Here is a 14,483-nt window from a genome sequence, read left to right as displayed (position 1 = left end):
CTGCGCTGTCCGGCAGGCACCGGGGTGGCGGCGGCTGCCACCCCGGTGCCGATCGGATCACGCGCTGGTGCGCGGCTCCCGCCGGTCGCCGGCCGACTTGCCGGGGGCCAGGGAGATCGTCGGCAGGACCACGCCGTTGACCGAGACCCGCAGCGTCGGCTTGGTGCCGCGCTTGAAGACCACCGTGCGGGTGTACGTGCCGTCGGTGTTGACCGGCGGCGGCTGCCGGTCGCGCACGTGCGCGAACACCGCCCCCTCGCCGCTGATCGCCCAGACGACCGTGTCGTCGAAGCCCGGGCCGAGCAGCTCCTGGAAGTCGTCCTGCGGGGTGATCGTCACCTTCACCGCGGTCAGCGACGGTTCGGCGATCTTCAGTGTCTCCCGCCGGATGACGGTGGCCTTGCGGCTCACGCTGATCGCCGCCAGCGTGGACCGGTCCAGCCGGTGGCTGAACGGGTTGCCGTCGTCGTCCACGCCGTTGACGAAGAGCGTCCAGTTGTAGACGCCCTCGACGTGCACCTTGGCGAAGGTGTTGGTGTAGATGCCGTCGCCGTCGACGTCGTGCAGCAGGTCGGTGCCGTCGACGAAGAGGCCGCCGGGGTCCGGGTTGCAGCGCGGCAGCCCGTCCCAGCCGTACTTCTCCAGGACCGCGTCGATCAGCGCGCCCCGGCCGCGCGGACGGTCCTTGCCGTCGCCCTTGCGGCGTTGCTGGCGGACGATGTCGTCCCGGTTGAGGCCGGCCAGCAGCGAGCCGATCCCCTCGGCGGGCGCGTCGAGCACGGCCCGGACGGTGGCCCCGCGCACCGGCGCGAAGTCCTTGCGGATCTCCACCGCCAGCTGCATCTCGTCACCGGTCAGGTAGTCCTTGTGGTCCAGCGCCAGGGACGACTTCACGTGCAGGTCCTCGAAGGCGAAGACGTCCTCCAGGGCGATCGGCTTGACCGCCGCGCCGTGGAAGCGCCGCACCCGCCAGGTCGCGGTGCCGTCGTTGAAGGCGCTCGCATCGGGTACGCCGAGGTAGAAGTGCCCCTCGAAGTCCGCCGGGACGATCTTCTCGACCACGAACGTGGTGCCGTCCCAGCGGGCGATCTCCACGGTGTCGATCACGTCGGCCGGGGTGGGCGGGTCGAGGGTCTTGAGGATCGCGACGCCGAACTTCTGCGCGTTGCTGGTGTCGAAGAAGACCTCGGTCAGCGGGGCCGGCGGCACCGGGTCGCCGACCACCCGGGTGAAGCGGGTCAGCAGCTTGTTGGCCTCCTGCGACAGGGAGAACATCGTGGCGAACTGGTCGATCAGCGTGCCGACGGTGAAGGCGGCCGCGAAGTGCCCGGCGGCGGCCAGGTTGTTCAGCACGGTGAAGTTCGGCGCCGAGCCCAGCCCGATGGTGAACAGGTTCAGGTCGGTGCTCGGGCCGGTGATCTGGTCGATGTCCGGGTCGAGCTTGGCCTGCGCCCAGGTCTTCGGGTTGCCCGGCTCCGCGCCGGGTCCGATCTTGATGGTGCCGGCGTTCTCGTCGCCGTCGGTGAGCAGCACCACCGTGTAGCGGACATCGGTCGGGAAGCCCGCCGCCTCCAGCTTCTTGAGCCCGAAAAAGAGACCGTCGCCGATCGGGGTGCAGCCGCCGGGGGAGCCGAAGACCGGCCCGCTGAGGTCGGCGGCCGCCACCGCGGCCGGGGTGCCCAACGGCACCACGTCGGTGATGAACGGCGGCCCGGCCGGGCCGGAGTTGCGGAACGAGCAGTTGTTGTCCTCGAAGACGGTCACCCCGATCCGGTCGTCGGCGTTGACGCCGTCGCGGAACTCACCGAAGAAGTTGACGAAGATCCGGGCGGCGGTCTTCGCGTTGTCCCAGCGGTGCTCGGCGCCCATGCTGCCGGAGCGGTCGAGGATCAGCTGGACCCGCTGCGGCCGGGGTGTGATCGAGGTGGTGCCGGTGCCGTGGCCGGTGAGGAAAGCCGGGCCGCCGATGCCCGGGTAGACCACGTCGACGGTGAACGTCACCGGGGTCGGCGCGTACACGCCGGGCAGCGGCACCGGGTTGAGGAACGCGTCGGTGAGCTGGTACGTCTGGCTGGTGCCGACCGGCGACGGCAGCCCCTGGATCGCGATCGCGCCCAGGTGGCCGAACTGGTACGTCGGCACCGGGGCCGGCAGCACCAGACCGTTGGCCGGGTTGGTGTTGCGGACCACCGTCGGGGTCAGCGCGGGACCGGCCGCCCCCTGCGCCGTCACCGTGAGCAGCTGCTTCTCCAGCAGCTTCGACGGCAGGCCGTTGTAGGCGGCCACCGGGTCGCAGACCAGCCGGATGACGTTGGAGTTGAACGCGTTGTCGACCGCGTACCCCCAGGTGACGGCGGCGGTCGCGGCGGCCCGTACCTCGTAGTGCTCGTCCAGGACACCGGACTCCGACGGGTCCTGGATGTTGCAGGTGAGCTGCGTGACGCCGCCGCCGCTGCTGCGGGTGGCGCTGACGTCGCGCCCTGCGATGCTCGCGCTGTCCACGGTGCCGGCGGTGGCCAGCGCGTCCAGGTCCACCGAGCCGCCGGGCGCGGTGATGCGGACCAGGGTGAGGGTCAGCCCCGCCGGGGCAGGGTCCGGGTAGGACACCGTGAACGTGCGCGGGACGTTGTTGAAGTCGAGCTGGGAGTTGGTCACGAACGCCCTGGAGTTCGAGACGGTGTAGCTCGACGCGGCAGGGGTGTTCGGTGAGATGGCGGGCATGCTGCCTCTTTTCCGGTGCGTCAGATGGCGGTGACGATTCGCTTGGCGTACAGGTCGAAGTTGCCGGCGCCGGGCCGGTCGCTGCGCCACAGCACCCAGATCCCCTGGCCGGGTACGAGGAGCGGGTGCGGGTTCTGGTCGTTGGACGGGCTGGAGATCACCTGCTGCGCCGAGCCCCACACCCCGGTGGCGGGATCCCGGCGGCGCAGGAACACCTCGTTGCCGGCGCCGGTGACCGGCCGGGTGGCCAGCAGGAAGCAGGTGCCGTTGGCGTCCCGGGCGGCAGCCGGCTGGATGTCGGCGTCGCTGCCCGGCACGGTCACGATCGCCCCGGTCTGCCAGCTGCCACTCTGCGCGCTGACCACCTTGACCTGGGTGTCCTTGTAGAACACCATCGCCTCGGTCGCGCTGACGCCGACCACGAACGGGTCGGTCCCGGCCAGCGGCGCCGGGATGACGTGGTCCACCGCCGACGCGGCCGGCGCGGTGGGGGTGAGCCGGCCCAGCGTCATCGTGTTGCCGGCGGTGGTCACGTACCCGAACCAGACGACGCCCCCGGCGGCGGTGGCATGCAGGCCCCCGGCGACGCCGGCGGCGGCCGGCGCGGGCAGCGCCACCGGGGTGGCGTCGAGGAAGGTGCTGTCGGTGTGCCGGTAGCGGCGGAAGAACCAGGTGTTGGTGGCCGCCTGCCGGACGAAGAAGGTGACGATGTCGCCGGCCAGCACCCCGAACGGGGTCTCGTCGGCGGTGCCGGCGGTCGCCGACAGCGCCTGCTCCGGGGCGGCGGCCAGCCCGGCGAGGGTGGCCCGCTTGAACACCACGTCGGTGCTGGCGCTGCTGAGCAGCCCGTTCTGGTACGCCACCAGGAACTCGCCGTTGGGCAGCGGCACCGCGGTCGGCTCGACGTGCGTGGTGCCGCTGGTGACCGCGACGGCCGGGGCGAAACCGGCGTCCGGGGCGGCCAGGTCGATCCGGGTGGCGAAGATCTGGTTCACGCTGCCGACCCGGGGCGAGATCCAGAACGCGGCCAGCCCGTTCTGCGAGTCCAGCACGAAGGCCCGCCGGATGGTGTCCGAGCCGGGACCGGGCGACACCGACAGGTCGGTGGTGGTGGGCAGCTGCCCGGCCAGCAGCGCGTTGATCGCCTCCCGCAGGCTGATCGGCGGGCGGCCCTGCCCGGCCCGGTAGTCGTACGGGTCGACGCCGAGCAGGTCGGTGACCAGGTTCGCCGGGGGCAGCAGCAGCCGCCGCTGCCGGCGGTCGATGATCTGCCCGTCGGCCACCACGTCCTGCCCGGTGAAGCGTTGCAGCACCGCCAGGGTGGCGTACGAGTGCCCGGGCAGGTGCGGGCCGGGGGTCGTCTCCGGGTACGCCCGGACCACCCACTCGCGGCGGGTCCGCGCGCACGTCTCCACCCCGAGCCCGGTGTGGATCAGCCCCGGGTCCTCGTCGGGGGTGAGCAGCCGCTCCCAGACGTCCAGCTCCACCAGCACCCGGTGATCGGTGGCCGGGGTGTCCAGCTTCGCGACCACCGGCACCCCGAGCCGGGCGGCCAGCGCCGCCGCGCCCGGCTGGCTCTCGTGCAGCGGCTGCTGGTCGAACTTCACGTCCGAGCGCAGGAACACGTCCAGGCCGTCCACGATGAACCGGCCGACCTGCCGCAGCGCGGCCTCGGCGTTGGGCAGGCTGCCGCCGGGGCCCTGGACGCCGGCCCGGATGGTGAAGCTGTTCGCGGGCCCGGTGCCGATCCGGAACCCGTCGTTGCCCTCCGGCACGCCGTCACCCACGTACCACTTGAGGAAGGCGCGCAGCTCGAACTTGCGGATGTCGTCCTGGGTGTTCCAGTCGGCGTCCACGATGGGGACACCCTGCTGGAGCCGGACGTTGACGTGTGCGAGCAGCGGATCGAAGGTGCTCGCGGTGATGACGGCCATCTGGTCGCCTCCTTCGCGGATCGTCAGAACACCAGCCAGATGGTCCGCTCGAGGGTGCTCGCGGGGTCCTTGGCGATGGCGGGATGGGTGCGGTAGTTCAGCAGTACCTGGGTGCCGTCGAGGCGGGCGACCAGCCCGAACTCGCGCAGCGTGCTGGTGGCGTGGTTGCCGTCCGGCCAGGCCGGCACGGCGGGCCCGAGCAGCGCCTTGAGCTGGAGGGTGCCGGTGGGGGTGGCCGAGATGGTGCCGGTGGCGGGGTCGATGTAGTCCAGTTGCAGTTGCGCCCGGGGCACCAGGTGCGGGTGCGGGTCGACCAGCGCGGCCTGGGTGGGGGAGGGCTGCGGCGGGCCGCTCGCGTCCCAGGCGGGCAGCCCGGCGCCGACGGCGAGGCCGAGCACCGACTCCGCGGTGGTGGGGGTGCCCCGGACGAACCCGGCGAGCAGCCGCCGGAAGTCCGTCACGATCGTGTTGCGCACCCAGCCGCGGTCCCACCGTGGTTCGCCGTCGGCGTCGTACAGGACGTCCCGGAACTGGCCGTACAGGCCCGCCGCGGGGCGTTCGATGCGGTCGTCGGAAGTCATCTCAGATCCCCTGTCACTGCAGCGGTGGGTGGTGGGTGCGCCAGCGCAGGCTGGTCAGGTCGGTCGGGTCGGCGGTGACCCCCCGGGCCTCCGGATCGGCCGGCGGGGGAGTGGAGAGCTGGGCGCTGCCGAGCACGCCCCAGCCGGGCAGCAGCACCGAGACCCGCCCCTCGCCGACGCTCAGGTGGTCGATGTCGGGATGCTTGTCCCGGTACGTGTCGAGCAGGTCCGCCCCGGCCGGGTAGACGTACTCCACGTCGGCGCGGGGGGCCAGCCAGACCACGGCCCGCAGGTTGATCGGCAGGAAGCGGCGCAGCACCGCGCGCAGCCGTTCGGCCATGCTCTCGTCGAGCAGCCCGGAGACGGCCTGGGTGAGGTAGAGGCCGAGGGTGCCCCGGGTGTAGATCTCGTCCTCGCGCAGCGGCCGCGCCGTGCTCGCCCCGTCCGGCCGATGCGGGGTGTACGCGACCAGGTCGTCCCAGGCGCGCCGGCGGCGCAGCCGGTCGACGTCGCCGAGCACCACGGTCGTCGAGCCCGCGTACCGGTGCAGGGTGCCGGTGCGCTGCCCGCCCGCGCCGCCCACCGTGTCGTGCCCGACGGAACGGTCGCTGCGGTGCAGCAGCCAGCGGGTGCCGCCGACGTCGACCGGGGCCGGCCAGGTGTCCGCGGGCGCCCCGGCGGTGATCCGGGCCGCGCTACCGCCCACCGGCACCGACCACAGATCGGCGCCGCCGCCCCGGTCGGAGCGGAAGAACACCAGCGGCGGCAGGCCCGGGCGGACGGCGAGCCCCGGCTCCCGGTCACCGGCGGTGTCCGGGGCGGGCGGCGGGGTCAGCGCGGTCTCCGCGCCCCACGCCCCGCCGGACGGGCGGCTGCGCTGCCGCAGCGACCAGCCGGCGGCCCCGACCGCGCCCTGCCGGGCCCAGACCGCCCAGACCCGACCGTCCGGGTCCCGCCCGAGGGTCGGTTCCCGGCTGGCCAGCGGGCCGGCGGTGAGCGCCTCGTCGCCACTCCAGGCGGTGCCGTCGAAGCGGGCCGTGCGGACCTGCCAGGCGGTGCCGTCGTGCCGGGCGTACGCCAGACGCACCGTGCCGGGGGTGTCGTCGGGGCAGGCGGCCAGGTCGGCGAGGCGTCCGGCCGGCACGAGCGGCAGCGGCTGCGGCTCGCGCCAGTCGATCCGGTCACCCCAGTCACCGGTGGCGCGGCAGTTGTCCGGGCCGAAGCCGAGCGCGGCGGCGGCCGTGGAGGTGGCCAGGTCCACCTCGAGGTGGGCGTCGCCGCCGGTGAGCACCGAGGTCAGTCGCAGTGCGCCGCCGGGCGCCGCCGAGGCGGTCAGCAGCCCGGCGAGCCGGCTGTTGAGCACGGCGGCCACGTCCCCGATCGAGGGGGCGGCCGGGTCGGCGAAGTCGGTGGCGGCGAACTGGGCGGCCCGGGCCCGGCCGGCGCCGTCGCGGACCAGCAGGAACGAGCCGTGCGGGATCGGGAAGGGGCTGCCGGCCCGGCCGGTCAGCACCGCGGGGGCCGGGTCGGTGGTGGTGCCGACGCTGAACAGGATCCGGGCGTCCGGCATACCGGGCCGGTCCACCCAGGTCAGCAGGATCCGCGCCGGCAGCCCGGGCCCGGCCGGGGGCAGCGCGGCGGCGGCCGGCTCGCCACCGGGGAAGAGCGGCGTCGAGCTGCCCCACTGCCCGTCCCGGTACGGCTTGACCTGGAGCTGGCCGACCGGCTCGGCCGGCACGAACGGCGCGGCAGCCGGCCCGTCGACGGGGCGCCCGGGGTCCCCGGCGACCGGCGGCCGGGGGAACGCGTCCCCGGCGACGGCGCGGCGGGCGGCCCGGTTGTCGACCGGGGCGAGCGGATCGGCGACGGCGTGGAACAGCCGGAACGCCGACGATCCGGCCGGCACCACCGACAGCCGCCCGCGCGGCGCGCCGTCCAGGGTGACCAGGCTCGACTCGGGGGCCTCGACCCGCAGCGTGCCGCCGTGCGCGTCCAGACGCAGCCGCCCGCTCGGCAGGGCGGTGGCGGTCAGGTGGACGAACTGCCGGTTCAGCGCGGCGGCGACCTCGGCGGTGGTGGCCGCGGCGAGGTTGACCGCGTCGCCCCGGGCGAACCGCGCGGTGACCGGCCCCGCCCCGTCGGTGCTGACCGTCAGTTCCATGCCGGCGCGCAGCGGGAACGGCCCGCTGGTCGTGCCGGTCACCGTGGCCGACCCGGCACCGGTGTTCGGCGGCGCGAAGCCCAGCAGGTCGGCGGCGTCGCCGGCGGCGACCCAGCCGGCGCCGGTCTCCCGTAGCGCGAAGACGTTCTGCTGCGGGGCGTGGTGGGCGCGGGTGAGGTGCTGCGCGTACTCGGCGACCTGGATCTGCCAACCGGTGTAGCGGGTGACGATGGAGCGCAGGTTCGGCACGGTGCCGACGCTGCGGTAGAGGTGCGGGGCGGCCCGCACCTCGTTGCGTTGGGAGTAGACCGGCAGGGTCCGGTCGGTGCGCCAGTCCAGGAAGGCCGCCAGCAGGGGCAGGTACTCCGGGGCGACCCGGTCGACGTCGTGCAGTTGGCGCAGCGCCTCGGCGGTGCTGCGCATCAGGCCCAGCGGCGCGGTCGCCGCGGTGAGGAAGCGGCGCAGCTGCCCGGCCCCGCGCAGCTGCGGCGGCAGCACCCGCAGCGCCTCCTGCACGCCCGGGTCGAGGGCGTGCACCTCGTCCGGCCGCAACGGGTGGTCCTCCCGCTGGTGCACCGCCGGCAGCAGGCGGTAGAGCCGCTCGCCCAGGCCGTGCTCGTCGGTGGCCAGGGCGCTGGCCCGGGCGCCGTCCCCGGCGTGGAAGTCGGTGCCGTCGTAGCAGAAGACCGTGTAGTAGTAGCGGGTCAGCGGGGTCAGGCCGGTATCGACGAGCCGGTCGAGCACCGGCGCGGTCTCGTCGTGCACCACCACGCCGTCGTCCGGGTCGAGCGGGAACGTCCGCTCCCGGCGGACCACCCGTACGCCCAGCAGGAAGCCACCGCCGAACGCCGACACCGGCGGGTTGGTCCAGGTCAGCTCGATCTCCCGGCCGAGCAGCCGGGGCACGGCCCGGGCCCGGGTGGGGCTGCGGTCGAGAGTCGTCGGGCTCATCGGGGCACGCCACCGGTGATCACGAGCCGGATCGTCTCGGCGTAGCCGGGCCGGGCCAGCTCGAACGGCTCCAGCTCGATCACCCCGTCGGCGTCCACCCCGCCGTCGGGGGAGCGGCTGAACTGGGTGACCGTCAGCGACGCCACCTGGGGCAGGCTCTGCAGGGCGTCGTAAAGGCGGCTCAGGTAGATCGGCTCGCCGAAGTCGACCCGGTCGAAGGCGATCAGGTCCGCCGCCGCGCCGGTCACCGCCGCCCGCACGTCCTCCTGGAGGAAGTACGGCTCGGCGCGGACGGTGGCCGCGAAGTAGACGTCGACCGGCTCGGGGCCGAGCACCCGCAGCACCGTGCCGGCCATCCGGGACTGCTCGAAGGCGGCCAGCAGGTCGCGGCGCAGCAGCTCCGAGGGCTGCTCGACCCGGCCGCTGGGCGCCACGTACAGCAGCACGTCGTTCCAGTTCAGCGCGACCGCCCGGGCCTTGCCCACGCCCGGCGTACGCAGCGCCAGCTCGACGTGGTCGTCGGCGGTGACCGCCCGGTCCTGGGCCCGGTACAGCCGGGGCGCCAGGTCCCGGGCGCCGGTGATGCTCTCCGCGGCCGCGCCGCCGGTGCCGCCGGCCGGCGCGACGATCCGGCGCAGCGCGCTCACCGGCGAGGTGAACGTGGTGCCCGGCGGCACGTTGCCCTGCGGCCCGCCCCCGACCCGGTACGTCGCGAGCAGCTCCACCGGGTCCAGCGCGCTGCCCCGGGGCGGGACCGCGCCGTTGACGCCGTCGCCGAAGAGCAGCGTCACCCGGCCGTCGGCGGCCCGCTGGGTGGCGAAGCACCGCTGGGCGGGACCGGCGGTGGCCAGCGACCGCACCTCCTGCCACCGGGTGGGGCCGCCGGGGCCGGCCACGGTGACGGTGACCGAGCCGCCGATGACCGGGCCCTCGCCGAGGGGGTAGAGCTGGTTGGGGGCGCCGTCGGAGACGCCCAGCAGCTCGTCGGTGACCGTGCGCCCCTCGACCGCGGTGACCGGCAGGAACCAGCGCAGGTTCTCCGCCACCACCGGGCCGAGGCCGGCGCCGGTGATGGTGGTGTCGCGCACCGCCTCGAACTGCTGCCGCTCGCCGGTCGGGCTTTGCGCGAGGAAGGCGGTGCCGGCGGGGACGGTCACCGGCAGCGGCTGCGCGGCGTCCACCGCGACGGCGAGCTCGACCGTGGCCGGTGGGGCGGAGCGCAGCTCGTAGCCGAGCAGCCGCAGCAGCTGCACCAGCGCGTCCGGCTCGTCGCTGGTCTCCGGGAAGAGCTGCGCGGCGATCCGGGACTGGTAGTAGAGCGTGACGTCGGCCGCGTACGCGAACAACTCGATGAGCAGGACGCCGAGGTCGTTCTCCGAGTGGTCGGTCCACTCCGGCAGGGTCTGCCGGGCGATGGCCAGCATCGACTCCCGCAGCGCCTCGTACCCGAGGTTGGTGTAGTCGATGGGCAGTCCGCGTACCTCGCTCATGACGACCTCGGCAGCTTCAGTGCCACCCGCTGCGCCACCTCGGTGGAGTCGATGGCGTAGTCGAAGGTGACGGTGAGTTCGGACTCGTCGTGCGTCAGTCGGACCGGGCCGGTCAGCCGCGCCTGGGGCAGGTGGTTGCGCAGCGCCTGCTCGATCTCGTGCCGGATCAGGGTGCGCAGGGTGTGGTCGTTGGGCTGCTGGAGCCGGTGCTGCACGCCGCCGCCGTAGCCGCGCCGCAGCAGCCGCTCGCCGAGCCGGGTGGAGAGCAGGTGGCGCAGGTCGTCGGCGACCTTCCGCGGCCCCTCGGTGCGCGCGACGCCGCCGGCGGTGATCCGGAACGGCATCGCCATGCCCCGCAGTGTGGTCACCGGATCCTCCCGTTCAGGCTGGTCGGCGCGGTCGGGGTGGCGGCGGGCACGGTCAGCGCGGCGATCGCCGCCTTGAGCGTGGCGCCGCTGGCCGGCAGGGTCGGATCCCAGGCCGCGAAGGCGGTACGCAGGCCCGCGTCGAAGGCCCGCAACTGCTCCACCTCGACGCGCAGCGCGGCGAGGAAGGCCCAGAACGTCGGGTCCTGCGCGGCGGCGCTGATCGTCTCGGCGTCCTGGGTGAGGATCCGCCACACCCCGTCGCCGAGGGCGTCGAAGTTCGGTTTCACCTGGGGGTTGTCGACGTTGCCGCCCTGCGGCGGGTCCATCGTGTCGAGCTGCGCGCGCATCGCCTCGCGCAGTTCGGTGGCGCAGGTGGTCTTGTCCGGCCCGAGAGTCATCGCCCACCCCTCACGCGATCACTTTGGTCTGGGTGGTGATGGTGATCGGGACGGGCGCGCCCAGGTTGCCGATGCCCTGGTCACCGAGGCGCAGCAGCGGCAGGCTGGCCCCGGCGCCGAGCATGATGACCGGCCCGTCGACGGTCGCGCCGGCCGGCCCCAGCTCGACCTTGGCCGCCCCGGCCTCGGCCTTGGCCGACGCCGCCTCCAGCGTCACCTTGGCAACCCCGGCGCCGTGCTTCACCGTGACCGCGCTGGAACCCAGCTCGATCTCGTGGTGGTTGACGCCGTCGGTGACCGTGATCCCGTTGGCGTCCAGCGTGATCGAGTGGCTGTTCTTCCCGTCGGTGAGCACCACCCCGTCCGCGTCGAAGGTGAGCCGGTGGGCGTTGACGCCGTCGGTGAGCACGACCGACTCGCTGCCGTCGGTGTCGTCGAAGATCAGCAGATGGCCGGCCGCGGTCTTGAACGCCCGCACGGTCGGCGGGTTCTTCGCCGCCTCCGGGGCCCAGCTGCCGGGGACGTGCTGCACCCCGGTCCAGAGCGGACTGTTGCTGTCGCCGCCCTCGAACTCGACCCAGATGTTGGTCTCCTTCTCCGGCACGAAGAACATCCCGTACGGCAGCGCGGCCCGCGCCGGCACCTGCTCCTCGGCGGGGAAGACGGTGGGCACGGAGACCTGCACGATGCCGAGCTTGTCGGCGTCCCGGTTGTCCTTGACGACGCCGCTGTACTTGCCGAAGTACTGGTCAGCCACGGTCCCCCCTCACCGGACGGCCTTGAAGTCGGTCTTGTAGCCGCTGCTGTCGATCGTGTGGGTGACCCCGGTGACGTACCAGTCGCCGGCGAACCGCTCGTGCACCCCGGTGATCGAGACGTTGCACTTGGCCCGCATCCAGATCGAGCCGAGGGTGGTGCCGGTGGCGGACATGCCCAGGCGTCGCGACTCCAGCGCGCCGGTCTCGTCGTCGAGCTTCTGCTGGTTGGCCGCGACCGCCCCGGTCGTCGGGCGGGGCTTCGCCAGCTCCTGCTGGAGCTTCTCCCGGGCCTGCACGCCGACCTCGTACAACGCGTCGATCCGGTCGAGGTCGACCCGGCTGGCCCGGCTGCCCAGGTCGGCGGCGAGCGGCCAGATGAACACCTCCACCGGCGGCTGCGGCGGGGTGTTGACCGCCCGGCCGCCGTCGTCGATGTCGTTGACCTCCTTGACCCGGTCGATGTAGCTGGCGTCGAAGGCCGGGCTGAAGGACATCAGGTTGCTGCCCGGCCCCTGCCGGTAGCGCAGAACCAGCTTGTCGGCCCGGTTCAGGTGCAGGATCCGCCGGTCCGGGATGAAGTAGAGGACCTCCCGCTCGTTCTCGTCGAGCTCGACGAAGCACTTGGCGGTGTACTTCTTCGCCAGGTCCTGCAGGAACGCCAGGTCGGTCTTGGCGTCCTGGTTCTCCCGGGTGACCCGGGGGTCGGGGCTCAGCCCGGCCACCACGTCGGCGAACCGGTACGGCTGGGCGATCTTGCGGACGATGGCGTTGACCGTGGTGCTGGTCCAGTTCTTCTTCTTCTCGACCAGGCCCATCTCGATGGACTTGTCCTCGCCCTTGATCTTCACCTGGGGCACGCCGTTCTCCGGGTAGGTCAACTCGACCTTGGTGATCAGCGCGCGCAGCAGCAGGGCGTGCTGGCCCGGCTCGGCGTACCCGAGGTCGATCTCGGCCACGCAGCCCTCCATCAGCGCGTCCGCGTAGATCATCCGGGGATCGTTGACCGTGATCGTGGTGCTGTCGGCGAGCCGGTCGTCCTCGATGACCTGCACCGAGGTCACCCACGGCGTGATGTCCTGCCCCTCGATCACCACCGAGAGGTACGGCACCCGGGCCGGCAGTCCCGGCGCGGTCACTAGAAGCTCCTCGCCCGGCTGGCCCGGGTGGCCTGGCCCGGGTCGGGCAGCCGCAGCTGCTCGCCCGGCGTCAGGTCCAGCGGGTAGCGCACCGGGTTGACGTCGAGCACCCGCCACCAGAGCTGCTCGTCGCCGAGGCGCCGGCGGGCGATCAGGTCGATCTGCTCACCCTGGCGGACCCGGTGCGTCTCGGTGCCGGCCGTGCCGGTGGTGTGCAGCCGCAGGCCCAGCACGTGCCGGCGGCTGCCGTCGGGCGCGACGACCTCCAGCACCGGCAGGCCGGCGAAGCGGGAACTCGGCGGGATCGGCATCAGATCGCTCCTCCGGCGGCGGGGTCGGGGTTGTACGGCGTCAACTCGGCCAGGGTCACCTGCACCTCGGCCCGGATCGGGTCGAGGTCGGGGTTGTAGAGCTGTTCGGTGATGCTGACCTCGGTGACCACGCAGTCGACGACCCGCTCGCCGAAGCCGAAGCGGCAGGTGGGCGGGGCCGCGAAGACGGTCTCCGCGCCGGCGTACAGGCCGGTGAAGCCGTCCGGGGCGCCGTTGGCGTCCTGCCACCGTTCGGTGCGCGGGTGCACGAACGCGCGGTACTTGTTGAGTTCCGGGCCGATCCCGCCGCGCTCGTCGCGGGCCACGTCGATCTCGTCGTCCGCGGGCCCCTTGAACAGGCCGTCGACCACCACCGTGAACGACAGGGTCCGCTCACCGCCGGCGCTGTACTGCCGGACCGGCATGAGCATGCCGGGCGCGTTGAGGGTGGCGTAGCTGACCGACCGCTTGTCGGTGACCTTGTCCGGGTTGTACTGGAACTGGACCAGGATCTCCGGGTCGAGGCCGACGCTGACGAGGAAGCCGCGGACCGGATTGCGCAGGTGCAGGTTGCTCATCTGTCCCTCCTCACGCCGTCGCCGGACGCGCGCCGGCCTGGAAGTCCTGGGTGGACCGCAGCGCGCCCAGGCGGGCCTGGAGCTGGGCCACGATGTCGTCGGTGAGCAGCTGCGCGGAGTCGGCCTCCAGCCGGTCGGCGGTGATGCTGATGTTGATGCCGCCCGCGTTGACGGTCTGGTCGACGCTGGTGGCGCCCCCGACGGGAGCCGCGGCGAGCGCACCACCGGGGGCGAGCGCGCCCAGCCCGACGCCGCCCCCGGCAGCGGCCCCCGCCGGGGGCGGTGGTGGCGCGGCGGCCAGGGTGGCCTGGTTCACCATGGCGTTCAGGTCGATGGAGCCGAAGAGCGAGTCGCCGATGCCGCCGATCGCGTCACCGATCCCGCCGAAGAAGTCGCCGACGCCGCCGGCCACGTCACCGAGCACGCCGCCGATGTCGCCGAGTACGTCCCAGAGGCCGCCGGCGATGTCGGTGATGGTGGTCAGGACGCTGCCCAGGCTGTCGAAGAGTTTGCTCAGCGTCGCGAGCGGGCCGGCGGCGTAGACCAGGGCGGCGGCGACCGCCCAGACGAAGCCGGCGATCAGGACCAGGCCGATCGCCATGGTGACCATGTCACCGGCGGTCATGTTCGCCAGCGTCGAGGCCAGCGCGGTGAGCTTCTCGATCAGCGTCGCCAGCCCCGGCAGCGCGTCGACCGCCTGCTGGGTGAGCGTGTTGATCGCCATCGACAGCAGCCACACGAAGCCGGCGATCATGACGAACCCGATCGCGATCTGGAACATCTCGCCGGGGGAGAACTTCGCGATCGCGTTCATCAGCGCGGTGATCGCGGTGAAGAAGTTCGCCAGCGGATCGATTGCCTTGATCGCCTGGTCGGTGAGGGTGGCCAGCGCCTTGCCGAGCAGCCAGACGAAGCCGGCGATCAGCAGGAAGCCCACCGCGATGGTGACCATCTCGCCCGGGGAGAACCGGGCCAGCGCGGTCATCAGGTTGCCGATCGAGGTGAAGAACGAGTTGAGCTGCGGGACGATCTTCTCCAGATCCGAGGTCACCTGCTGGAACGCCTTGCCGAGCAGCCAGACGAAGCCGGCGATGGC

The 14,483-nt window shown here is 73.2% G+C and carries 12 protein-coding genes; all 12 read right to left on the bottom strand.

What is annotated here, in order from left to right; all coding sequences use genetic code 11:
• Positions 1–57: 57 nt before the first annotated feature.
• Positions 58–2,721: a vWA domain-containing protein gene (locus LQ51_RS16295; protein ID WP_046566696.1), complete on the bottom strand. Its 2,664-nt coding sequence runs from the start codon at positions 2,719–2,721 to the stop codon at positions 58–60.
• Positions 2,722–2,741: 20 nt separating this feature from the next.
• Complete coding sequence (locus LQ51_RS16290; RefSeq protein ID WP_046566692.1) at positions 2,742–4,655, bottom strand: DUF6519 domain-containing protein; 1,914 nt, start codon at positions 4,653–4,655, stop codon at positions 2,742–2,744.
• Between the two features lie 23 nt (positions 4,656–4,678).
• On the bottom strand, positions 4,679–5,236 hold the full coding sequence (locus tag LQ51_RS16285) for a hypothetical protein (protein ID WP_046566688.1): 558 nt from the start codon (positions 5,234–5,236) through the stop codon (positions 4,679–4,681).
• Between the two features lie 13 nt (positions 5,237–5,249).
• Positions 5,250–8,348 (bottom strand): phage tail protein, encoded by a 3,099-nt coding sequence (locus LQ51_RS16280; protein ID WP_046566686.1) that lies wholly within the window; start codon positions 8,346–8,348, stop codon positions 5,250–5,252.
• A complete protein-coding gene (locus LQ51_RS16275) occupies positions 8,345–9,838 on the bottom strand; it encodes a baseplate J/gp47 family protein (protein ID WP_046566684.1) in 1,494 nt (497 codons plus the stop codon). The genes LQ51_RS16280 and LQ51_RS16275 overlap by 4 nt, the downstream gene beginning before the upstream one ends.
• Entirely contained in the window at positions 9,835–10,206 is a 372-nt protein-coding gene (locus tag LQ51_RS31315; protein ID WP_052744908.1) for a GPW/gp25 family protein, read from the bottom strand. Before LQ51_RS31315 ends, LQ51_RS16275 begins: the two co-directional genes overlap by 4 nt.
• Complete coding sequence (locus tag LQ51_RS16265) at positions 10,203–10,604, bottom strand: hypothetical protein (RefSeq protein ID WP_046566682.1); 402 nt, start codon at positions 10,602–10,604, stop codon at positions 10,203–10,205. The genes LQ51_RS31315 and LQ51_RS16265 overlap by 4 nt, the downstream gene beginning before the upstream one ends.
• A gap of 10 nt (positions 10,605–10,614) precedes the next feature.
• Positions 10,615–11,361 carry a phage baseplate assembly protein V gene (locus tag LQ51_RS16260; protein WP_052744907.1) on the bottom strand — a complete coding sequence of 249 codons (747 nt, stop codon included), beginning with the start codon at positions 11,359–11,361 and terminating at the stop codon, positions 10,615–10,617.
• Between the two features lie 9 nt (positions 11,362–11,370).
• Positions 11,371–12,498 (bottom strand): phage late control D family protein, encoded by a 1,128-nt coding sequence (locus LQ51_RS16255; protein WP_046566679.1) that lies wholly within the window; start codon positions 12,496–12,498, stop codon positions 11,371–11,373.
• Complete coding sequence (locus LQ51_RS16250) at positions 12,498–12,809, bottom strand: LysM peptidoglycan-binding domain-containing protein (protein ID WP_046566678.1); 312 nt, start codon at positions 12,807–12,809, stop codon at positions 12,498–12,500. The genes LQ51_RS16255 and LQ51_RS16250 overlap by 1 nt, the downstream gene beginning before the upstream one ends.
• On the bottom strand, positions 12,809–13,387 hold the full coding sequence (locus LQ51_RS31310; RefSeq protein WP_052744906.1) for a CIS tube protein: 579 nt from the start codon (positions 13,385–13,387) through the stop codon (positions 12,809–12,811). Before LQ51_RS31310 ends, LQ51_RS16250 begins: the two co-directional genes overlap by 1 nt.
• A gap of 10 nt (positions 13,388–13,397) precedes the next feature.
• Positions 13,398–14,483, bottom strand: a 1,086-nt coding sequence (locus LQ51_RS33415; RefSeq protein ID WP_046566676.1) for a hypothetical protein, incomplete at its 5' end; no start/stop codon positions are given.

Origin of the sequence: Micromonospora sp. HK10 (assembly GCF_000982955.1) — a bacterium.
In the GTDB taxonomy this organism is placed as follows: Bacteria; Actinomycetota; Actinomycetes; order Mycobacteriales; family Micromonosporaceae; genus Micromonospora.
The sequence above is the reverse complement of the archived record's forward strand: the minus strand, read 5'-3'. Positions and strand labels throughout refer to the sequence as shown.

Bases quoted from the DNA above. Each gene is read 5' to 3' on its own strand.
- LQ51_RS16295 (WP_046566696.1), bottom strand. From the start codon at position 2,721: ATGCCCGCCATCTCACCGAACACCCCTGCCGCGTCGAGCTACACCGTC.
- LQ51_RS16290 (WP_046566692.1), bottom strand. From the start codon at position 4,655: ATGGCCGTCATCACCGCGAGCACCTTCGATCCGCTGCTCGCACACGTC.
- LQ51_RS16285 (WP_046566688.1), bottom strand. From the start codon at position 5,236: ATGACTTCCGACGACCGCATCGAACGCCCCGCGGCGGGCCTGTACGGC.
- LQ51_RS16280 (WP_046566686.1), bottom strand. From the start codon at position 8,348: ATGAGCCCGACGACTCTCGACCGCAGCCCCACCCGGGCCCGGGCCGTG.
- LQ51_RS16275 (WP_046566684.1), bottom strand. From the start codon at position 9,838: ATGAGCGAGGTACGCGGACTGCCCATCGACTACACCAACCTCGGGTAC.
- LQ51_RS16265 (WP_046566682.1), bottom strand. From the start codon at position 10,604: ATGACTCTCGGGCCGGACAAGACCACCTGCGCCACCGAACTGCGCGAG.
- LQ51_RS16250 (WP_046566678.1), bottom strand. From the start codon at position 12,809: ATGCCGATCCCGCCGAGTTCCCGCTTCGCCGGCCTGCCGGTGCTGGAG.
- LQ51_RS31310 (WP_052744906.1), bottom strand. From the start codon at position 13,387: ATGAGCAACCTGCACCTGCGCAATCCGGTCCGCGGCTTCCTCGTCAGC.